This window comes from Stenotrophomonas sp., from assembly GCF_036662295.1.
GTDB lineage: Bacteria > Pseudomonadota > Gammaproteobacteria > Xanthomonadales > Xanthomonadaceae > Stenotrophomonas.
This window is the reverse complement of sequence record NZ_JAVWXA010000071.1, coordinates 1-20,643: the sequence shown is the minus strand read 5'-3', so window position 1 is coordinate 20,643 and position 20,643 is coordinate 1. Positions and strand designations below refer to the sequence as shown.

General features: G+C 68.8%; 15 protein-coding genes. 9 read left to right on the top strand and 6 right to left on the bottom strand.

The genetic code is table 11. The features are described 5' to 3' along the window. Positions 1–122 precede the first annotated feature (122 nt). Positions 123–1,145, bottom strand: a complete 1,023-nt coding sequence (tdh, locus tag RSA25_RS13635) for an L-threonine 3-dehydrogenase (protein WP_332809406.1) — start codon at positions 1,143–1,145, stop codon at positions 123–125. A gap of 200 nt (positions 1,146–1,345) precedes the next feature. Here tdh and RSA25_RS13630 point away from each other — a divergent pair, with 200 nt between their 5' ends. The 7 genes from RSA25_RS13630 to RSA25_RS13600 all read left to right on the top strand — a co-directional run bounded on the left by RSA25_RS13630 (position 1,346) and on the right by RSA25_RS13600 (position 9,957). Beyond that, the gene (locus tag RSA25_RS13630) at positions 1,346–3,508 is read left to right on the top strand and encodes a S46 family peptidase (protein ID WP_332809405.1); all 2,163 of its coding nucleotides are present in this window, start codon (positions 1,346–1,348) and stop codon (positions 3,506–3,508) included. A 141-nt stretch (positions 3,509–3,649) separates the two neighbouring features. Then, positions 3,650–4,294, top strand: coding sequence for a histidine phosphatase family protein (locus tag RSA25_RS13625; RefSeq protein WP_332809404.1), 645 nt, complete (start codon positions 3,650–3,652; stop codon positions 4,292–4,294). Positions 4,295–4,334: 40 nt separating this feature from the next. After that, on the top strand, positions 4,335–5,609 hold the full coding sequence (gene folC, locus RSA25_RS13620) for a bifunctional tetrahydrofolate synthase/dihydrofolate synthase (protein ID WP_332809403.1): 1,275 nt from the start codon (positions 4,335–4,337) through the stop codon (positions 5,607–5,609). Positions 5,610–5,717: 108 nt separating this feature from the next. Continuing rightward, positions 5,718–6,737: an SPOR domain-containing protein gene (locus RSA25_RS13615; RefSeq protein WP_332809402.1), complete on the top strand. Its 1,020-nt coding sequence runs from the start codon at positions 5,718–5,720 to the stop codon at positions 6,735–6,737. Between the two features lie 55 nt (positions 6,738–6,792). After that, entirely contained in the window at positions 6,793–7,599 is an 807-nt protein-coding gene (locus tag RSA25_RS13610; RefSeq protein WP_332809401.1) for a CvpA family protein, read from the top strand. A 29-nt stretch (positions 7,600–7,628) separates the two neighbouring features. Then, positions 7,629–9,095 carry an amidophosphoribosyltransferase gene (gene purF / locus RSA25_RS13605; RefSeq protein WP_332809400.1) on the top strand — a complete coding sequence of 489 codons (1,467 nt, stop codon included), beginning with the start codon at positions 7,629–7,631 and terminating at the stop codon, positions 9,093–9,095. 10 nt (positions 9,096–9,105) lie between these two features. Next, positions 9,106–9,957, top strand: a complete 852-nt coding sequence (locus RSA25_RS13600) for a ferritin-like domain-containing protein (protein WP_332809399.1) — start codon at positions 9,106–9,108, stop codon at positions 9,955–9,957. 243 nt (positions 9,958–10,200) lie between these two features. Here RSA25_RS13600 and RSA25_RS13595 read toward each other — a convergent pair whose 3' ends face one another. Further along, positions 10,201–11,688 (bottom strand): DUF2235 domain-containing protein, encoded by a 1,488-nt coding sequence (locus RSA25_RS13595; protein WP_332809398.1) that lies wholly within the window; start codon positions 11,686–11,688, stop codon positions 10,201–10,203. 219 nt (positions 11,689–11,907) lie between these two features. Between RSA25_RS13595 and RSA25_RS13590 the strand changes: the two genes are divergently transcribed. Both RSA25_RS13590 and RSA25_RS13585 read left to right on the top strand, forming a co-directional pair. After that, positions 11,908–13,161 (top strand): zinc-dependent metalloprotease, encoded by a 1,254-nt coding sequence (locus RSA25_RS13590; RefSeq protein WP_332809397.1) that lies wholly within the window; start codon positions 11,908–11,910, stop codon positions 13,159–13,161. A 201-nt stretch (positions 13,162–13,362) separates the two neighbouring features. After that, positions 13,363–14,763, top strand: coding sequence for an insecticidal delta-endotoxin Cry8Ea1 family protein (locus RSA25_RS13585; protein WP_332809396.1), 1,401 nt, complete (start codon positions 13,363–13,365; stop codon positions 14,761–14,763). 21 nt (positions 14,764–14,784) lie between these two features. On the opposite strand, the gene lpxH is transcribed toward RSA25_RS13585, so the two are convergent. From lpxH to RSA25_RS13565, 4 genes are all read right to left on the bottom strand, one after another. Beyond that, entirely contained in the window at positions 14,785–15,528 is a 744-nt protein-coding gene (lpxH, locus tag RSA25_RS13580; protein ID WP_332809395.1) for a UDP-2,3-diacylglucosamine diphosphatase, read from the bottom strand. Positions 15,529–15,575: 47 nt separating this feature from the next. Then, positions 15,576–16,115, bottom strand: a complete 540-nt coding sequence (locus RSA25_RS13575; RefSeq protein WP_332809394.1) for a phosphatase PAP2 family protein — start codon at positions 16,113–16,115, stop codon at positions 15,576–15,578. Then, positions 16,096–17,235, bottom strand: coding sequence for a glycosyltransferase family 1 protein (locus RSA25_RS13570; RefSeq protein WP_332809393.1), 1,140 nt, complete (start codon positions 17,233–17,235; stop codon positions 16,096–16,098). The genes RSA25_RS13575 and RSA25_RS13570 overlap by 20 nt, the downstream gene beginning before the upstream one ends. Before the next feature lie 146 nt (positions 17,236–17,381). Then, positions 17,382–20,291, bottom strand: coding sequence for a TonB-dependent receptor (locus RSA25_RS13565; protein ID WP_332809392.1), 2,910 nt, complete (start codon positions 20,289–20,291; stop codon positions 17,382–17,384). Between the last annotated feature and the right edge of the window lie 352 nt (positions 20,292–20,643).

Genomic DNA, 20,643 nt, shown 5'->3' with positions numbered 1-20,643 from the left:
TGAACATTCCTTTTCCAGAGGGAAAAGGTGTCAACTCAATTCAGGACGGGTCAGCACCAAGAAAAAGGCGCCCACTGGGCGCCTTTTTCAATCCAGGCCGCGCGTCGCGCGGGTATCGAGCCTCAATTCCAGCTCAGTACCACCTTGCCGGCCTTGCCCTGTTCCATCAGGTCAAAGCCCTTCTGGAACTCGTCGATCGGCAGCTGGTGGGTGAGCACCTTGCCGAGCGGGAAGCCGGACAGCACCAGCTGGGTCATCTTGTACCAGGTCTCGTACATCTTGCGGCCGTAGATGCCCTGCACGGTCAGGCCCTTGAAGATGATCTTGTCCCAGTCGCAGCCGGCACCCTTGGGCATGATCCCCAGCATCGCGATCTTGCCGCCGTGGTACATGCAGTCGAGCATGTCGTTGAACGCACGCGGGTTGCCGCTCATTTCCAGGCCCACGTCGAAGCCCTCCATGTGCAGGTCCTTCATCACGTCCTTGAGCGAGGTGTTGGACACGTTGACCACGCGGGTGGCGCCCATGTCGGCGGCCAGCTTCAGGCGGAAATCGTTGACGTCGGTGACCACCACGTTGCGCGCGCCGATGTGCTTGCAGATGCCCGCGGCGATGATCCCGATCGGCCCGGCGCCGGTGATCAGCACGTCCTCGCCGATGACGTTGAACTCCAGCGCGCAGTGCGCCGCGTTGCCATAGGGGTCGAAGAAGGCGGCCAGCTCGGACGGGATCTGGTCGGGGATCGGCCACAGGTTGCTGGCCGGCATCACCATGTACTCGGCAAACGCACCGTTGACGTTGACGCCGATGCCCACCGTGTTCGGGCACAGGTGCGGGCGGCCGCCGCGGCAGTTGCGGCAATGCCCGCAGACGATGTGGCCTTCGGCCGAGACGCGCTGGCCGATCTCGTAGCCGGTCACGCCCGGGCCGATCTGGGCGATGCGACCGACGAACTCGTGGCCGATGGTCAGGCCCGGCTTGATGGTGCGCTGGCTCCACTCGTCCCACAGGTAGATGTGCAGGTCGGTACCGCAGATGGCGGTCTTCTCCAGCTTGATCAGGACTTCGTTCGGGCCCGGGGTGGGGACCGGCACGTCTTCCAGCCAGATGCCCTTGCCGGCTTCACGCTTGACCAGGGCCTTCATCGTTTGCTGCGCCATCTCGGTGGAACTCGTCAGGGGGAAAACGCGGATTATAGGGCCGTCGGCGGTTTGCCCATGTTGCAGCGCGGGTGGTCTGGCGGGGCAGGGCGGGCGCGATCCCGGCCAGGCCCATGACTTCCGGGCTTCGGGGCGGGGCAGGGGGCTGGGCTACACTTCGCGGTTCTTTCACCAGGGGCTGCTCAATGCGCTCGAACCTGCTCGCTTTCTCCGTCGTCGCCAGCCTTGGGCTGGTCCAGGTCGCCCAAGCCGCCGAAGGCATGTGGGTGCCGCAACAGCTGCCGGAGATTGCCGGGCCGCTCAAGCAGGCCGGGCTGAAGCTGTCCGCCGAACAGATCTCCAACCTGACCGGCGACCCGATGGGCGCGGTGGTGGCGCTGGGCGGCTGCACGGCCAGCTTCGTGTCCCCGCAGGGCCTGGTGGTCACCAACCACCATTGCGCGTATGGCGCCATCCAGCTCAACTCGACCGCGCAGAAGAACCTGATCAAGGACGGCTTCAACGCCCCCACCCTGAAGGACGAGCTGAGCGCCGGCCCCAACGCCCGGGTGTTCGTGCTGGACCAGATCACCGACGTGACCGACCAGGCCAAGGCCGCCATTGCCGCCGCCGGCAAGGACCCGCTGGCCCGCAGCCGCGCGCTGGATGCCTTCGACAAGGCCCAGACCGCCGCCTGTGAAGCCGATGCCGGCTTCCGCTGCCGCCTGTACAGCTTCTCCGGCGGCAACACCTACCGCCTGTTCCGCAACATGGAAATCAAGGACGTGCGCCTGGTCTATGCGCCCCCGGGCAGCGTGGGCAAGTTCGGCGGCGATATCGACAACTGGATGTGGCCGCGCCACACCGGCGATTTCTCGTTCTACCGTGCCTACGTGGGCAAGGACGGCAAGCCGGCCGCCTTCGCCGCCGACAACGTGCCCTACCAGCCCAAGCACTTCCTGAAGTTCGCCGACCAGCCGCTGGGCGCGGACGACTTCGTGATGGTGGCCGGCTACCCGGGCCGCACCAACCGCTACGCCCTGGCCGGTGAGTTCAACGAAACCGCCCGCTTCACCTATCCCACCACCGCCCGCCACTACAACGCGGTGCTGAAGATGATCGACGAGGCCGGCAAGGCCGACCCGGACGTGAAGGTGAAGTACGCCGCCACCGCGGCCAGCATGAACAACGTGGCCAAGAACTACCTGGGCCAGCTGGAAGGCTTCAAGCGCATCGACGCGGCCGGGCAGAAGCAGGCCGAGGAAGCGGCCGTGCTGGCCTGGCTGAAGAAGCAGGGCGCCGCCGGCAAGCCGGCCCTGGCCGCGCACGCGCAGCTGCTCAAGCACCTGGACACCAGCAAGGCCACGCGTGAGCGCGACCTGTTCGTGGCCCAGTTCAACAACACGTCGGCGGTCAGCGCGGCCCTCACCCTGTACCGCCTGTCGATCGAGCGCGCCAAGCCCGATGCCGAGCGCGAAGCCGGGTACCAGCAGCGCGACCTGACCACCATCGAAGGTGGCCTCAAGCAGATGGACCGCCGCTACGTGGCGAAGATGGACCAGCAGCTGCAGACCTACTGGCTGGACCAGTACGTGGCCCTGCCGGCCGCGCAGCGCGACAACGCCGTGCTCAACACCTGGCTGGGGGGCAGCGACGAGGCCGCCGTGAAGTCGCTGGTGGGCAAGCTGGCCGGCACCCAGCTGGGCAGCCTGGACACGCGCCTGAAGTGGTTCAACGCCGACCGCGCCGCCTTCGAAGCCAGCACCGATCCGGCCATCCAGTACGCCGTGGCCGTCATGCCGGCGCTGCTGAAGCAGGAAGAGCAGAAGAAGATCCGCGAAGGCGAATCGCTGACCGCCCGACCGCTGTACCTGCAGGCCGTGGCCGACTACAAGAAGAGCCAGGGCGAGTTCGTCTATCCCGATGCCAACCTGTCGCTGCGCATCACCTTCGGCAACGTCATGGGCTACGGCAAGGACGGCGTGAACTACACCCCGTTCACCACCCTGGAAGGCGTGGCCGCCAAGGAAACCGGCGAAGACCCGTTCGATTCGCCGAAGGCGCTGCTGGCCGCGGTCAAGGCCAAGCGCTACGGCGGCCTGGAAGACAAGCGGATCGGCTCGGTGCCGGTCAACTTCCTGTCCAACCTGGACATCACCGGCGGCAACTCCGGCTCGCCGGTGCTCGATGCCAACGGCAAGCTGGTGGGCCTGGCCTTTGACGGGAATTGGGAATCGGTCAGCTCCAACTGGGTCTTCGACCCGGTGATGACCCGCATGATCGCGGTGGACAGCCGCTACATGCAGTGGATCATGCAGGAAGTGGCGCCAGCGCCGCAGCTGCTCAAGGAATTGAACCTGAGCCCCTGATCCTTCCAGACCCCGCGGCGAGAGCCGCGGGGTTTTTCGTTGGGTCGGCATCTACCGGGTATCATGCGTCTTCCCCTCGGATCATTCACATCATGTGAATGATTGCGACAGCCATCCTCCCCCCAAGGACTCCCAGTACGCATGCGCATCCTGCTCGCCCGCCACGGTGAAACACCGTGGAATGCCGAAGGCCGTTACCAGGGCCAGATCGATATCCCGTTGTCGCCGATCGGCGAAGCCCAGGCCAAGGCCCTCGGCGAGCGCCTGGCGTCGGTGGATATCACCCGCGCGGTGGCCTCGCCACTGTCGCGCGCGCAGCGCACCGCGCAGCTGGCCCTGGGCGCCGACCGCGCGTCGATGCTGCTGACCGAACCGGACCTGCAGGAAATCGCCCACGGTGAGTGGGAAGGCCTGCTGGCCAGCGAAATCAATGAAAGGGATCCGTCGCGCCTGCAAGCCTGGCGCAACGAACCGGACACCGTGCTGATGCCCGGCGGCGAATCGCTGCGGCTGGTGCTGGAGCGCAGCTGGCGCGGCCTGCTGCGCGCCACCGACGGCCTCGGCGAGCACGACACCCTGCTGGTGGTCGCCCACGATGCGGTCAACCGCGTGATCCTGTGCCGCATCCTGGGGCTGCCGTTGTCGCGCCTGTGGAGCTTCCGCCAGGCGCCGACCACGCTCAACCTGCTGGAAGGCCCGGACCTGGACCAGATGGAGGTCGTGCGCATGAACGACTGCGCCCATCACACCCCGTTCTTCGGCGAAGCCAAGCACCGCGCGCTGTAATCCCCACGCCCCCGTCGCCCGCCCCATCGATCCAACGCCCATGACCACCGTTCGCCCGCATACCCTCACCGATTGGCTCACCTACATCGAGCAGCAGCATCCGGCCAGCATCGACATGGGCCTGGAGCGCGTGCGCGGCGTGGCCCAGGCGATGGGGCTGGCCGCGCCGGGGGCGCATACCATCGTGGTCGGCGGCACCAACGGCAAGGGCTCCACGGTGGCCTTCATCGAGGCCATCGCGCGCGCGGCCGGCTGGAAGGTCGGCGCGTACACCTCCCCGCACCTGCTGCGCTACAACGAGCGCGTGCGCATCGACGGCCAGGACGTGGACGACGCGGCGCTGGTGGCGGCCTTCAACGCCATCGAAGACGCACGTGGCAGCACCACGCTCACCTATTTCGAGTACGGCACGCTGGCCGCGCTGCAGCTGTTCGCCGACGCCGGGCTGGACCTGGCCGTGCTGGAAGTGGGCCTGGGCGGGCGCCTGGATGCGGTCAACATCGTCGATGCCGACGTGGCGGTGATCACCACCGTGGACATCGACCACAGCGACTGGCTGGGCGAGGACCGCGAGGCGATCGGTGCGGAGAAGGCCGGCATCATCCGCGGCTGGAAGCCGGTGATCCTGGGCGAAACCGATCCGCCGTCCAGCGTGCTGGCCCGTGCCTACCTGCTGGGCGCCAACGCCATCCGTGGCGGCAGCGATTTCTTTGCCGAGGCCATCGACGCCACGCAGTGGCGCTGGCGCGACGTGGGCTTCCGCATCGACCTGCCGATGCCTGCCTTGCGCGGTCTGATCCAGTTGCGCAATGCGGCCTCGGCGATCGCGGCGCTGCGCACCCTGGACCTGCCGCTGCCGCGCACGGCGATCAGCGCCGGCGTGGCCAACGCCCGCATCCGTGGCCGCCTGCAGCCGGTGGACCGGCACGGCGTGGAGGTGCTGGTGGACGTGGGCCACAACCCGCAGGCGGCGCGCGAACTGGCGCTCGCCCTGGCCGCCGCGCCGGTGGCCGGGCGCACCCTGGCGGTATTTGCCGCGTTGCAGGACAAGGATGCGGTGGGCGTGGTGCAGGCCTTGGGCGAACAGGTCCAGCAGTGGCACCTGGCCGGGCTGGAAGGCCCGCGTGGGCAACCTGCGGCGGACCTGCACGCGCGCCTGCACGACACCGCCGCGGCCAGCGGCACCTGCCACGCGCGCGTGGTCGATGCGTTGCAGGCGGCCCTGGCCCAGGCCCAGCCCGGTGACCGGGTGCTGGTGTTAGGCTCGTTCCACACCGCCGCCGAGGCATTGCAGTGGCTGGAGCCGGCGGCGTGAGCCAGCCCTGGCCCGGCGCGGCGGCCGTTCAGCCGCAACAGACGCCGCTCACGCGGACACCCGTATAATCGCCGTGGCATTCCGCCGCGCCGCCCCTGCCTGCCTTCCGTGGATACTCCTCTGAAACAGCGACTGATTGGTGCCATCGTCCTGGTGGCGTTGGCCGTGATTTTCCTGCCCATGCTGGTCAAGGGCCCCGCGCCGGACAGCGGCGTGGCCAACGTGCCGATCAGCGCGCCGGCGGCGCCTGCCGATGGTGAGTTCCAGACCCGCGAGCTGCCTCTGGTGGCGCCCACCGGCGGGGCCACCGGCCTGCAGGGCGCGTCCAGCACGCCGCCGCTGCAGGAGGGCGTCGCCACTGCCCCGGAGACGGCGGCCACCGACACGTCCCCGGCGGTCGCGGCCGGCAATTTCGCCGTCAGCTTTGGCGCCTATGGCAGCCAGGCCGACGCCGACGCGGTGATCGCCTACCTCAAGAAGTCGCAGCTGCCCGGTTTCAGCGAACCGGCCACCATCAATGGACGCCAGGCCTGGCGCGTGCGCGTGGGTCCCTACGTCGATCGCGCGCAGGCCGAAGCCGCGCGCCTGCAGGCGGTCAAGGTGCGCAACGACGTCAAGGCCGAAGTGGTCACCCTGGATGCGCGCGCCGACAGCGCCGTGGCCGCCGCGCCCGCACCGACCCCGACGCCCGCCAGCACCGCCACCGCGTCCAGTGCCAGCGCCGCCTCCGCAGGCGCGGCCGTGACCACCGAAGCGCTGCCGCCGGAGCCGGTCGCCGCGCCCAAGCCGGCCGCGCCCAAGCCCGATCCCAAGCCGGTGGCCGCCGCGCCCAAGCCGGAGCCGGCCCCGGCCGCCAAGCCGGTGGCCGCGCCGGCCGCGCCGGCGGCCAGCAGCGTCGGCTTTGCCGTGCAGCTGGGGGCATTCGGCCAGGCCGTCGAGGCCAACGCGCTGCGCGACAAGGTCCGCGCCGCCGGTTTCAGTGCTTTCGTAGAGCAGGTACGCACCGACAAGGGCACGCTCAACCGCGTGCGCGTCGGCCCGGTCGCCAATCGAGCAGAGGCGGAGAACCTCAAGGCTCAGGTTGCGTCCAAAGTCGGCGTGGCCGGCATGGTCCGGCCGCACCCCTGATGCCGGCCCTGCGCCCGTGCCTTGAGGCCGGACCGTTCCTCGGCGGAGGACGCGCATGATCGATTTCTTCCTGTTGGCCGTCATCGGCATCTCCACCCTGCTGGGGGTGATGCGGGGTTTCGTCAGCATCGTCATCAGCACCCTGTCCTGGCTGCTCGGCGGCTGGGCGGCGCTGATGTTCGGCAAGTCCTGCGCGGGCTGGTGGTCGGCCCCGTCCGCGCCCGGCACCGGGCACTACTTTGCCGGCTACCTGAGCGTGTTCCTGCTGGTGATGGTCTCGGTCTGGGGCATCGGCCTGGTGATCCGCCAGGCAGTGCGTTCGACCAGCCTGAACGGCGCGGACCGGATGATGGGCGGCGCGCTCGGCGTGGCCCGTGGCGGCCTGATCGGCTGCGTGCTGTTGCTGGTGGCCTCCTACACCCCGTTGCCGCGCGAAGCGGCCTGGCGCGACTCCAACCTGCGCGCGGTGCTGGGCCCGGGCGTGGGCTGGATGCAGGCCAAGATGCCGCGCATGCCGGCCATGCCGCAGATGCCCGGCCTGGACGGCATGCCCAGCCTGGAGGGCATGAAGGGCCTGCCCAAGGCGCTGCCGGAAGTGAACATGCCGCAACTGTCCGGCGGGGAGTTGGGCAAGCCGGGCCTGACAGGCGATAATGGCGTGCTTGCTGGACTGCTGGCAGGGCGCGGATGGCCGCGGACCCTGGATGAAACCCCGCAACAGACCGGGGACCCGGCCGACGTCGGGGCGCGCAATGGCAACCCGGCCACCTCCCAGTACAACGATCCGGCGCTCGTGCGTCCGGACCAGCCCGATCCGGCACGGAGAGGGTCCCCCGGCCAGGCACGGCCACCTTCACAGTAGATGGGCACAGCCCAGCGGAGATTCGCACCATGTGTGGCATCGTCGGAATCGTCGGCAACCAGAACGTCGCCGGGCAGTTGTATGACGGCCTGACCGTCCTCCAGCATCGTGGCCAGGATGCGGCCGGCATCGCCACCGCCGACGGTACCCGCCTGCGCGTGCAGAAGGCCAACGGGCTGGTCCGCGATGTGTTCGATGCCAAGCGCATGTCCACCCTGGAAGGCCGCGTCGGCATCGCCCACGTGCGCTACCCGACGGCGGGCTCGGAAGGCATGGACGAGGCGCAGCCGTTCTACGTGAACTCGCCCTACGGCATCGCGCTGGCCCACAACGGCAACCTGATCAACACCGAGGCGCTGCGCCAGCAGGTCTTCGAGCAGGACCGCCGCAACGTCAACACCGACTCGGACAGCGAAGTGCTGCTGAACGTGTTCGCCTACGAACTGGACGCGCAGCGCCAGCTCACCCCGGAAGCGGCGATCCGCGCCGTGGCGGGCGTGCACCGCCGCTGCAAGGGCGGCTATGCGGTGATCAGCGTGGTGCTGGGCCTGGGCCTGGTCGCCTTCCGCGATCCGCACGGCATCCGCCCGCTGGTGCTGGGCAAGCGCGCGCACGCCGAAGGCGATGAGTACATCGTGGCGTCCGAATCGGCGGCCCTGGACGTGCTGGGCTTCCAGCGTGTGCGCGACGTGCGCCCGGGCGAGGCGCTGGTGATCACCGCGCGCGGCGAGCTGTTCTCCGAGGTGTGCGCCGAGCCGGCCGAGCACAGCCCGTGCATCTTCGAATACGTGTATTTCGCCCGCCCGGACTCGATGATCGACAACGTCTCGGTGCACAAGGCGCGCATGCGCATGGGCATCAAGCTGGGCGAGAAGATCCTGCGCCTGCGCCCGGACCACGACATCGACACCATCATCCCGATCCCGGATACCTCGCGCGACGCCGCGCTGGAGATCTCCAACACGCTCGGGGTGAAGTACCGCGAAGGCTTCATCAAGAACCGCTACATCGGCCGCACCTTCATCATGCCGGGGCAGGGCGAGCGGGTGAAGTCGGTGCGCCGCAAGCTCAATCCGATCCACCTGGAGTTCCGCAACCGCGTGGTGCTGCTGGTGGACGACTCGATCGTGCGCGGCACCACCAGCCAGCAGATCGTGCAGATGGCGCGCGATGCCGGTGCGCGCAAGGTGTACCTGGCCAGCGCCGCGCCGCCGGTGCGCTATCCCAACATCTACGGCATCGACATGCCGGCGGCCGAGGAGCTGGTGGCGCACAACCGCAGCATCGAGGAAATCGAGAAGCACCTGGGCTGCGACTGGCTGATCTACCAGGACATCGAAGACATGGAAGCGGCGGTGCGCGAAGGCAATCCGGAGCTGAAGGCATTCGATTCGTCGTGCTTCAACGGCGTGTATCCCACCGGGATCGAGCCGGGCTATTTCGAACGCATCCAGCAGTTGCGCTCGGACGACGCCAAGCACAAGCGCCGCGCCTGAGGGCAGGGCGATGGCTGCACCGTTGCCGCTGGAGGCGGCCGGCAACCTGCTGCGCGCCGCGCAGCACTGCCTGGCCGCCACCGATCCGCTGCACAAGGTCGCGCTGACCCAGGCCTATGCGGCGCAGTTCCGCGCGGGCCTGCTCAAGGTGCGCGCCGATGCGCCGCCGCCCGATCCGATCCGGATGCCGGGGCGGCCGCCCAAGCCCACCCTCGTGCATCCGCGCGACCTGCCCAAGCGCGGCCTGGGCAGTGCCGAGGGGCGCGCGGCGTTCATCCATGCCATCGCCCACATCGAACTCAATGCCATCGACCTGGCGTGGGACGCGGTGTATCGCTTCCGGGGCCTGCCCGGGTCGTTCCATGCCGACTGGGTGGGCGTGGCCGATGACGAGTCGCGCCATTTCATGCTGCTGCATGGCCGGCTGCAGGCGCTGGGCTTCGACTACGGCGACTTCGACGCGCACAACGGCCTGTGGGAGATGTGCGAGAAGACCGCGCACGACGGGCTGGCGCGCATGGCGTTGGTGCCGCGCGTGCTCGAAGCGCGCGGGCTGGATGTCACCCCCGGCATGATCAACAAGCTGCGCTCGGCCAACGACCCGGCCACCGCCGACGTGCTGGAGATCATCCTGCGCGAGGAAGTGGCGCATGTCGCCGCCGGCTCGCGCTGGTACCACTGGTACTGCAAACGTGCCGGCGTCGAGCCGCGGGCGCGCTTCATCGCGCTGTTGAACGAATACGCCGGCGGCTTTTTGTACGGCCCGTTCAACCTCGAAGCCCGCCTGCTGGCCGGCTTCGACGAAGAAGAACTGGCCGACCTCATCGAACAGGCCGGGCGCACCAGCGGCCCGGCGAGGTAGTCGCGCGCCGGCGGTGTGCCGGTTGGATTGGTATGGCGTGCAGCCACCCATGGGGTGGCTCTACCCTGGCATTGCGGGCAGCCACCCATGGGGTGGCTCTACCCGTCCGCGCGCACGATCAACGCCCGGGAATGCCGGCCATCCCAAGCCCGCCTCCAACCCCGGGGGTAGAGCCACCCCATGGGTGGCTGCTCTCCGAACCGGCATCGCGCGCGAACATCGCATCCGTGCTTCCCGCTTTTCTCACACGTTGGGCAACACCACGCGCTTGCCATCCTCGGTGGGGCGGTTGATGTAGAACAGGCCCGGGCCGGGGCGGTACGGCAGCTCACGGGTGGCTTCGTCGGCGGCGTAGAGCAGGGCGGTGTCACCGAGCGCGTCGAAGTTCCAATGCGCCGACTGCATCAGGTAGCGCTGGCGCAGGCGCAGTGCCTGCGCCGCCTCCAGCGGCTGCCCGGCCAACAACCGCGTGGCGATCGGCTGCAGCTCGTCGGGCAAGGCCAGTGCCGGCACCGCGTCCACCGGCTGGCGCCAGCGCACGCCGGCCTGCGTCGCGCGCTGCTGCATCAGGCGCAGCGCGATCCACTGGTAACGCCCGTCGATCTCACGCTTGAGCACCACCGCCGCATGCACGAAAAGCTGCCACTGCGGTCGCACGCTCACGCTGCCGGCCACCCGCTGCGCCTGCCAGCGGTGCCACACATCCACCCACACCGACGCCTCATCCAGTCCCAGCGCCTGCTGCCAGCGTGCGCAGGCCGCCAGCGCCTGGCGGTACACGTCGCTGTCGCGCAGTACCGCAAGCGGCGGCACCGCGGCGTCGGCCACGCCGTGCCCGCGCAGGCGCTGGCCGAGCGGGCGGGTCAGCAGTTTCGGCCCCTCGATGCGCTGGTCGTAACCGCCGCCGATGTTGGCGTGCACGCCGGGCAGGGCGATCTCCTCATGCTGCGGGGCCACGCTGGTCAGCGCGAAGTGCTGGCGATGCTCGTCGCGGGCCACCAGCTGCAGCACCTTGCCCGCGCACCCTACCGGCAGGCCCACCGCCGGCAGCTCGTCGCGTTGCTGGCGGTTGATCGCCACCACCGTGTCGAACAGCCCGACGAACCGCGCCATCGGTGAGGCGATGGTGGCCTCGTCGGCCCGCTGCCAGCCGGTGCGGCGCAACTGCTCGCGCAGCCAGTCGCGGCCATCGGCACGGTTGAGGCGGTGCAGCGCATCGCGGGCGGAGGCGGCCCCGCGCGAAAACCCGAACAGGTCGATGCATACCCGGCCCAGCACCGCCTGTGGATGGTGCCGCGCCAGGCGGCGCAGTGCGTCGGGCAGGTACTCGTCCAGCGCCCGCCGCACCTTGGCGCGCACGCCGGTGCGCCCGATGCCGAAGGCCAGGCCCATCAGGTCGTCGTCTTCACCGGTGCGCGTGCCGACCCCTTCGATGTAGATCGCCAGCGACAGCGTCTCGCCCGCGCCCGGCCCATCGCGGTCATCCGGGTACAGCGCATGCAGCCGCGCGATGTTGGTGAGGCCGTTGCTGTAGCTGCTGGTCAGGCGGCTCTGGTAGGGCGAGGCGTTGTCGGCCACCGGCACGGCCGGCGCGCGCGCGGTGGGCGTGGTGCTGCCCGGCGGGCGCGAGGCACGCAGCAGGTTCTCGGCGTTGTTGCGGGTGCCGTCGAAGAACAGGCCGATCTGCAGCGAATGGGGCGCGGCGAAGGGCGGAGCGGGCTGTCCTGCCATGGCGCGGGGTCCCCAGGGTTCAGGCCAAAGGTAGCGCGAAAACGACACGGACGCGACGTCGCTGAACCGCGATGTCGGCGGTCACAGTTCGGAATGTTGATTAGTACTGTCTATTGAATTCACGCGATTGGTTGGCGCCATATGGGCGAACCCCGGGCCCGGGGCGACACCGCAGCAACGACTACCCACCCCGTTTTCCACTCAAAGAGAGACGACACGATGTCCAGATCGATGAGCAAGGCCGCAGGTGTGATCACGTTGTGCCTGGCCGCGGCCGGCGCTGCCAGCGCCGCCCCGTTGTTTGAACCGGTCACGGTGCTCAGCCGCGCCGGCGCCGCCAACCAGCCTGCCGCCCAGGCGGTGTTGTCGGCCGCCTCCACCGCCGCGGTGCAGGAAGTGCGCGTGGACGCTGCCGCAGTCGGTGCGGCGCAGCGCCACCTCGAGTTCGAACTGCTCGGCACCCAGGTACAGGCCGTGCAACAGCGCGTGGAAGCGCTGCCCGATGGTGGCAGCGTCTGGTACGGGCAGCTGCAGGCGCGCGACGCCCGCCTGACCGCCAAGGCCGGTGCCACCGACCCGGCCAACTCGGTGATCCTGGTGCGCTCGGGCGACACGGTGACCGGCACGATCCGCAAGGATGGCCAGCTGTATCGCCTGCGCCCGCTGAGCGACGGCCGGCACGTGCTGGTGGAGGTGGACGAATCGCGGATGCCCGCCGACCACCCGGCCGACTACAACAGCCTGCCGCAGGTGGCCATGCCGGTCAGCGATCGCGCAGGCATCGCCGCGGCGTCCTCCGGCACCCCGGCCACCATCCGCGTGCTGGTGGTGGCCACCAATGGCGCGGTGGCTGCCTATGGCGGCAACATGCAGTCGCTGGTGCAGCTGGCGGTGGCCGAGGCCAACCAGGGCTACGTCAACAGCAACGTCGGCATCACCCTGCAGCTGGCCGGGTATGAAACCACCAGCTACACCGAGTCCAGCAGCTTCTCCACCGATCTGTCGCGCTTCCGCAATACCGCCGACGGGGTGATGGACAGCATCCACACCAGCCGCAACAACACCCGCGCCGATGTGGCGGTGCTGGTGATCAACAACGCCAGCTCGTGCGGCCTGGCCTCGGGCATCGGCTCCACCGCGGCCACCGCGTTCGCGGCGGTGCACTGGGATTGCGCCACCGGCTACTACTCCTTCGCCCATGAGATCGGGCACCTGCAGAGCGCCCGCCACGACATCGCCACCGATGGCAGCACCTCGCCGTACAGCTATGGCCACGGCTACCGCTACGAGCCGGCCAGCGGCGCGCGCTGGCGCACGATCATGGCCTACAACTGCACCGCCGGGTGCCCGCGCCTGAACTTCTGGTCCAACCCGAACATCAACTACAACGGCGTGCCGATGGGCATTGCCAGCAGCGCCGACAACCAGCGCGTGCTGGTCAACACCAAGGCCACGGTGGCCGCCTTCCGCTGAGGCACGTGGACCGCCTCCATCGACGCTGCGGCGGGGATGGAGGCGGGCGTTGCGCGCGATCGTTGATTCGCATCAGCGATCGTTTTCACGCTACCCGCCAATTGTTTTGATACCGCGACGCAGCTAACGCTGGCTTTACCTCTGCCGCTGTCGGCGACCGTATCGTGGGCGTTGTTCCCGCTCGCGATGGCCAGGTGGCTGATGTCGTTTCCCGTGTTGAATCGCCGCCGTTTCCTCGGCACGTCGCTGCTGACCGCCGGCGCGCTCGCGCTGCCTTCCACCGGGTTGGCACAAGCCTGGCCAGCGGCACAGGCGCGTGCCACGTTCGATGCCAACTGGTGGTGGGGGACGTTCCGCACGCTCACGCTGCGCGCGCTGGCGATGGTGCCGGAAGTGGGCGGCGTGCTGTCGCTGTTTGGCGGGCTGTTCTTCCCGGGCAGCCCGTTCGCCAGCGACGACGCGCAGTGGAAGTCCTACGTCGCCGCGGTCAACCGCATCGTCGACAAGAAAGTGGATGAGGCGATGTACGCGCGGCTCGAGGCCAGCCTGGCCGGCTTCACCCGCAGCAGCCGCCTGTTCGTTTCCGCGTTGCAGACCGGCGATGCCCAGCACATCCGCAGTGTTGTCGACGCGCTCAACATCAGCTTCACCACGGCCATCGCCGGCTTCATGCTGAAAGGCCACGAGGCGCGCCTGCTGCCGTTGTTCGTGCCGGTGGCCAACCTGCACCTGGGCCTGTTGCGCCAGGCGGTGCAGCAGGGGCACCTGCGGCAGTTTCCAGCCCCTGTCATCGCCGACTACCAGAGCCAGCTGCAGCTCAACATCCAGGATTACGGCCAGTACTACGACGCGGTCGTGGCCGAGCAGCTGCAAGCGGCTGCCGCCGCCCACCCGCATGACCCGCAGCGGCACCGTAACGAACCGCTGGCCTCGGTTTACACCCTGCGCAGCCAATTGCAGGGCGGCCTGGGCGATGTGCGCGACTGCTGGCCCGGCTTCGACACCGCCACCCATCCCGGCCCGGTCAACCTTCAACTCAACCGCGAGCTTTTCAGCATGCTGATCGGCTCCTACTTCGACGGCAAGGTCAACGAACCGGCGCAGGTCCCGCTGCCATCGCCGCCCACGGGCACGATCCAGCAGATCACCCTGCAGGGGGCGGTGTTCGTTGACGGGCTGACCCTGTCTTACGCTGAGGCACAGGGGCCCGACGGGGCCAGCGCGGTGCAGGTGGGGGGCAACGGCGGGGCGCGGTTTGTGCACGACGACATCGTGCAGCGCGGCCACGTGCGCGCGGTGCTGGCACGGTTCGGCTATGCGGTGGACATGCTGGCGCTGGAGTTTGGCGATGGCAGCCGCAGCCTGGCGGTGGGCAGTGACTGGTACCAGGACCAGCATCCGTACACGCGGCTGGGCTTTGCCGACCACCACCTGTCCAGCGTGCTCGGCTTCGGCACCGCGCGTGGCTACGGCGGGGTGTTGTCCGGTTGCATGTTCGGCTTCCAGCTGGATGAGCCGGGCGGGCGGGGGCCGGTGGATGACGCGCTGCGCCAGCGGCTGCGCCAGGTGGTGCCGGCGGCCGCCCGCGCGCTGGACGGGTGACCGTGGCGGCGGGCGCGGCCGTCAGCGTGCCAGGGTATCCAGCGTCCAGCCCTGCGGCGACACGCGCAGCACCGAGCCCTGCTCGTACCAGTCGCCGAGCACGATGCGCGTGCAGTCGCGGCCACCGGCCTGCAGGGCATGGATCGCCGGGCGATGGGTGTGGCCGTGGATCAGGGTGTCCACGCCGTGGCGCACGAAGCTGGCGTCCACCTCGGCCGGGGCCACGTCGGTGACGGTTTCGAAGGTGGAGCGATCGCTCTGCTTCATCTCCGACTGTTTGGCCTGGCTGGCCTCGCGGGCTTTCTGCGCAAAGGCGATGCGCGCGGCCAGCGGCTGGGACAGGAACTGCGCCTGGAACTGCGGGTCGCGGGTCTGGGCGCGGAACTGCTGGTAGGCCACGTCGTCGGTGCACAGCAGGTCGCCGTGCTGCACCAGCACCGGGCGGCCGTACAGGTCGATCACACTGGGGTCCGGCAGGATGCGGAAGCCGGCACGCCGCGCGTAGTCGTCGCCGACCAGAAAGTCGCGGTTGCCGCGGATGAAGTACACCGGCACACCGGCATCGGCCACGGCATGCAGCGCCGCGGCGACCGCGTCGGCGGCGGCCGACGGGGTGTCATCGCCGATCCAGGCTTCAAACAAGTCGCCGAGGATGTACAGCGCGTCGGCCTGCATCGCTTCATCGCGCAGGAACGCCAGGAACAGCTCGGTAATGGCTGGACGGCTCGGGTCCAGGTGCAGATCGGAAATGAACAGCGTGGTCATGGGCCGCATTGTAAGACGGCCGGCGCGCCTTTGCCGGCGGGTTCGCCTCACACCGGCAGCGGCAGCCACCGCAGGCTGGCGCCGGCCAGCGCCGTGGCGATGGCGGTGGCCGCCAGCACATCGCTGGGGTAGTGCAGGCCCAGGACCACCCGCGACAGCCCCACCGCAACGGTGAAGGGGACCAGCAGCGGTGCCAGCCACGGGTAGTAGGCCAGCGCCACAATGGTGAAGGACACCGCGTGCAGCGTGTGCCCGGACGGGAAGCTGAACTCGTCCAGCGGGGCGACCCAGGCACGGATGCGCAGGTCGGCCGCATACGGGCGCGGGCGTCGCGTCCAGCGTTTGAGGCCCTTGTACAGCAGCAGCGCGGCCAGCCCGGTGGCGGCCATGTGCACCGACGCACGCAGTCCCTCGAAGCCGTCCAGCAGCACCAGCGCGGCCATCAGCGCATACCAGAACACGCCGTCGCCCAGCCGGCTGACCGTCGCAAACCCCCGGCGGATGCGCCGGTGGCGGCAATAGTGGTTGGCCCGGCGGCACCAGCGGGCTTCGCGGCCGCGCAGGGCCTCAAGCGGCGTGGTCGGCATGCGGCCTCCGCGCGTGCGCCAGCTCGGCCAGCAACGCATCGAACTCGGCCACCACCTTTTGGGGGTGCAGGCGTTTCATCGCGGTGGCGGCATTGCGACCGAGCCGCGCACGCAGCACGTCGTCGCCGGCCAGCTGCAGGGCGGCGGCCACGAACTCGCTGTCATCGTTCACGGCAATCCCGTTCTCGTCGGTGCGCAGGTACTCGCGGGCCGCGCCGTAGTCGAAGGCCACCGTGGCCACGCCACTGGCCATCGCTTCAAGGGTGACATTGCCAAAGGTCTCGCTGCGGCTGGGGAACAGGAACAGGTCGCCGCTGGCGAAGTGCCGGGCCAGCGCGTCGCCGCGCTGCACGCCACAGAAGATGAAGTCGGGGTTTTCATGCGCCAATTTCTCGCGCGAGGGACCGTCGCCCACCCAGATGAAGCGTGCCTTGGGCCGGATCTGCTGCAGCCGGCGGAACGCCTTGACCGCCAGCCCGAGGTTCTTCTCCGGGGCGATGCGACCCACGTAAATGGCCGCAAAGCCGGTGCCGTCGATGCCCCATTCCTCGCGCAGCGCCGGGTCGCGGCGCGTGGGCTCGAACTGGCTGCTGTCCACCGCCCGGGCCAGCAACCGCACCCGGTCGAAGCCCTGGCCAGCCAGGAAATCCTGCAGCTCCTGGGTGGGCACCAAGGTGGCATCGGCCTGGTTGTGGAAACGACGCATCCAGCGCAGTGCGGCGGCCTGCAGCCAGGCCACGCCGTAGTCGGGCAGGTACTCGTCGAAGCGGGTATGGAAGCCGCTGGCCACCGGGATGCCCAGGCGCCGCGCGGTGCGCAGCGCCGACCAGCCCAACGGGCCTTCGGTGGCGATGTAGATCGCGTCGGGGCGCTGCTGCTGCCATTGGCGCGCCAGCCGCTTGGGCGCGGGCAGGCCGAAGCGCAGGCCGGGGTAGCGGGGCAGGCCCGCGCCGGCGACCAGCAGGGTGTCTTCGGCTTTCTCGGCCTCGCTGGCCTGGCGGGGGCGCACCAGCTCGACCTGGTGGCCGGCCGCGCGCAGTCCCTGTTCCAGTCCCTGCACGGTCAGGGCAACGCCGTTGACTTCGGGGGGGTATGTTTCAGTGACGATGGCATAGCGCATGGCGGGCCTCCGGTATGCGGGCATGCTGGGCGCGGGCGATGTAGCCGACATGACCGCCACATGACGCGCCGATGACGCGGCCACCGGTACGAAAAAGCCACGGCCCCGAAGGGCCGTGGCTGTCGTGCATGGCCAACGGGCGGCGATCAGAACCGCTGCTGGTACTTCATGTAAACGAAACGACCGACGTCGTAGCCGCCGTAGTAGGAGAACGTCGAGTTCGGCTGGCTGTACATGATCGGGCCGTACTTCTCGAACACGTTGTTGGCACCCAGCGACACCGTCGCATCCCAGGGCAGGGCGTAGCGGAACTGCACGTCGTGGAAGGTGACCGAGCCGCGCCGGTTGTAGTCACGCGTGCCGGCGTACCACGGCGCCTGCCTGCCCGGGTCGGAGCACTCGTCCGGCCGCGTGGTGGCGTCCACACAGCGTTCCTTGACGCTGGAATAGTAGCGGGCGGTCCAGCTCATCCCGAAGTTGCCCACGTCCCAGCCCAGGGTCAGGTTGGAGCGCACGCGGAAGCCGCTGCCGATGCCGTTGCCTGGCGTGGGCACCACGTCCATCTCGTTGGTGGTGCGCGAGAGGTAGGAGCTGACATACGTGGTGGTCCACGCGGTGCTCACCTTGCCGAAGCCGGTCTCCAGGTGATGACTGAGCTCCAGGTCATAGCCTTCGGTTTCCAGGAAGCCGGAGTTGCGTTTGCCGTACTTCAGGGTGTCCACGATGCCGGTCACCGGGTCGCGGGTGAAGCCGCTGCAGCGCGAGGTGATGCCCAGCTCATAGCAGTCACGCAGCATGTCATTGGGATGGTCGCTGACGATGGTGTTGTCCACGCGTACCTTCCACCAGTCCAGCGCCACGTTGAGGTGGGGCACGAACGACGGACTCCACACCAGCCCCAGCGTGCGGCTGGTCGAGGTTTCCGGTTGCAGGTCCGGGTTGGAGCCGTTGGTGAACGGCACCGGGGTCTGGTCGCTGCTGCTGGTGATGGGCACGCCGCCCTGGCGCAGCTGGCGGTAGGCATCGGCATTGGCGATGTCGGCGGCGCAGCGGGCGCGCACCTCGGCGCTGGTGGCCGAGGCCCCGTAGACGGTGTCGCAGGGGTCACGGTAGCCCGTGGTGAAGGTCTCCGAGCCACCGCCATACAGATCCGAGATGGTCGGTGCGCGGAAGCCCTGCGCCCAGGTGCCACGCACCAGCAGCTGCTCGATCGGCTTCCACTTGAAGCCGAACTTGCTGTTGAGCGTGGTGCCGAAGGTGCTGTAGTCCGAATGGCGGGTGGCCGCGCTCAAGCTCAGCTCGTGCGCGCCCGGCAGCTCGGCCAGGATCGGCACGCTCAGTTCCAGGTAGGCCTCGTTGACCTTGTAGCCGCCACCGGTCGGGCCGGCGGCGAGGTTGGTGGTGGCACCGCTCTGGGCCAGCGCGTCGGGAATGAACTCCCCGGCTTCCTTGCGCGTTTCCACACCGAAGGCAAAGCCCAGGTCGCCGGCCGGCAGCGTCAACAGCGACCCGGCGATGCTGGCGAACGCGTTGCGCGTGGTGGTCTTGCCGCGGGTGATTTCCGGCGGGAACAGATAGTCGATCAGGGCCTGGTTGCCGGTCAGGCCATTGGGGTCGTTGCTGCCGTAAGGCACCAGCGGGTTCCAGGCCATGCAGCCGGGAATGGGCGCACCGGGCGTGCCGCATTCCACCTTGCCGGTGGCCGGGTCGTAGTACGACGGGCCGACCGAGTTGCGGACGCGCTCCTTGTGGAGGTTGCCGGTGGCGGTCTGCACCAGTTCGCTGCGGTTGTACTGGTAACCCACTTCCCAGTCGAAGTAGCGCTCGCCCAACTCGAAGCTGCCTTCCAGCGCGGCCACCGCGCGCCAGGTGGTGAGGTCGCTGGTGCTGACCCGGGGAACCTCCCAGGTGCGGCGGTTCCAGGCGATGTCGGTCGGGGCGTCATACCCGTGGTGGTTGCCGAACGGGTTGAACCAGCTGTCGGCCGACATCCGGCCGATGCCGGCAGCCGACGACTGCAGCGGATAGCCGGCCAGCTGGCGGCTGGAGCTGCGCTTGTTGTAGCCCAGCTGGGTGGTCAGGCGGATGTCATCGGTGAGGTCCACGCGCCCGTCGAGGAACAGCGAATCGCGCTTGATCGGCGTGATCAGGTGCATCTGCTCCTGCGAGTTGCTGACATCGCCGGTGAACGGGGTCAGGTCGCTGCGATGATAGTTGGCCGGGTTGGTGGGATCGGTACCGCGGTCGAGCGAGTAGTTGCATCCTGCCGCGGCAGTGCAGCCCGGGCCTGCCAGGCCGTTGATCTGGCCCCACTGGCTGATCTGCGTCCAGCCGTCGCCGGGGTGGCGGGTGGTGTTGGGGAACTGGCTGAACCAGCGATCGCGCGCCCACACGCCCTTTTCTTCGGTGTGCTCGGCCGAGAAGGTCAGCGAGGCGCGGTCGTTGGACCAGCCGGCGACCACATCGACACTGGTGCGCGCGCCGTCGCCCTGGCTGTACTGGCCCTGGTAGACGTTGGCGGTGACGCCGTCCACGTTGCTGCGGGTGATGATGTTGATCACCCCGGCCATGGCATCGGAGCCATAGATGGCCGAGGCACCGTCCTTGAGCACCTCCATGCGCTCGATCGCCGAGACCGGCACGCTGGAGATGTCCTGGTAGCCGCCGGTGTTGATGCCCAGGCGCTTGCCGTTGACCAGGACCAGCGTGCGCTGCGCGCCCAGGTTGCGCATGTCGATGTAGCTGCCGCCGGCACTTTCACCGGCGCTGAGGACGTCGGAGCGACTGAGGAACGGGCTGCCGACGGCGGTCAGGTTCTGCAGGATATCGGCGACCGAACTGAAGCCCTGGCGCTCGATGTCCGCGCGGCTGATCGCGAGCACCGGCTGCGCCGATTCCAGATCGACCTGGCGGATGCGCGAGCCGGTGATCTCGATGCGGTCCAGCGTGGTCGGGGTGGCGTCCTGGGCGAGGACGGCGGTGGAGGCCAGGCCAGCGGTGCCGGCAACCAGGGCAAGGCGGATCGCCTGCCCCAGCGGGGTAGTGGATGAAGACATGATCGACTCTCTCTCTAGTGGAACGACGTCCAGGAACAGCGGCGCATCCAGGTGCCGCCTTCCTCAAGGTCCAGCCGCGTAAGGGCCGGGTGTTCCGAGACTAGATCGATTCGTTAAGCACTCATGAAGAACATGAGAGGCCGTTCTCACAAATTAATCACGCATCGCGCATTCTGCGAACCCAACCCACAAATTGCTGCAGATGCACGTTTTCAAAGCGGCAGAAAGCGTCAGGCCAGGCGCGCGCGTCCCTGCGAAACGTGCCCCTGCACAAAGGCGACACGCATAAAAAAAGGGTGTTCGCCCATCTGCGGGGTAAAGGCTTTGCTGAAGCACGCGCGTGCATGCCTTG

Excerpts from the sequence above, each read along its gene's own strand:
- tdh (WP_332809406.1), bottom strand. The coding sequence starts at position 1,145 with ATGAAGGCCCTGGTCAAGCGTGAAGCCGGCAAGGGCATCTGGCTGGAA.
- RSA25_RS13630 (WP_332809405.1), top strand. The coding sequence starts at position 1,346 with ATGCGCTCGAACCTGCTCGCTTTCTCCGTCGTCGCCAGCCTTGGGCTG.
- RSA25_RS13625 (WP_332809404.1), top strand. The coding sequence starts at position 3,650 with ATGCGCATCCTGCTCGCCCGCCACGGTGAAACACCGTGGAATGCCGAA.
- folC (WP_332809403.1), top strand. The coding sequence starts at position 4,335 with ATGACCACCGTTCGCCCGCATACCCTCACCGATTGGCTCACCTACATC.
- RSA25_RS13610 (WP_332809401.1), top strand. The coding sequence starts at position 6,793 with ATGATCGATTTCTTCCTGTTGGCCGTCATCGGCATCTCCACCCTGCTG.
- purF (WP_332809400.1), top strand. The coding sequence starts at position 7,629 with ATGTGTGGCATCGTCGGAATCGTCGGCAACCAGAACGTCGCCGGGCAG.
- RSA25_RS13600 (WP_332809399.1), top strand. The coding sequence starts at position 9,106 with ATGGCTGCACCGTTGCCGCTGGAGGCGGCCGGCAACCTGCTGCGCGCC.
- RSA25_RS13595 (WP_332809398.1), bottom strand. The coding sequence starts at position 11,688 with ATGGCAGGACAGCCCGCTCCGCCCTTCGCCGCGCCCCATTCGCTGCAG.
- RSA25_RS13590 (WP_332809397.1), top strand. The coding sequence starts at position 11,908 with ATGTCCAGATCGATGAGCAAGGCCGCAGGTGTGATCACGTTGTGCCTG.
- RSA25_RS13585 (WP_332809396.1), top strand. The coding sequence starts at position 13,363 with ATGTCGTTTCCCGTGTTGAATCGCCGCCGTTTCCTCGGCACGTCGCTG.
- lpxH (WP_332809395.1), bottom strand. The coding sequence starts at position 15,528 with ATGACCACGCTGTTCATTTCCGATCTGCACCTGGACCCGAGCCGTCCA.
- RSA25_RS13575 (WP_332809394.1), bottom strand. The coding sequence starts at position 16,115 with ATGCCGACCACGCCGCTTGAGGCCCTGCGCGGCCGCGAAGCCCGCTGG.
- RSA25_RS13570 (WP_332809393.1), bottom strand. The coding sequence starts at position 17,235 with ATGCGCTATGCCATCGTCACTGAAACATACCCCCCCGAAGTCAACGGC.
- RSA25_RS13565 (WP_332809392.1), bottom strand. The coding sequence starts at position 20,291 with ATGTCTTCATCCACTACCCCGCTGGGGCAGGCGATCCGCCTTGCCCTG.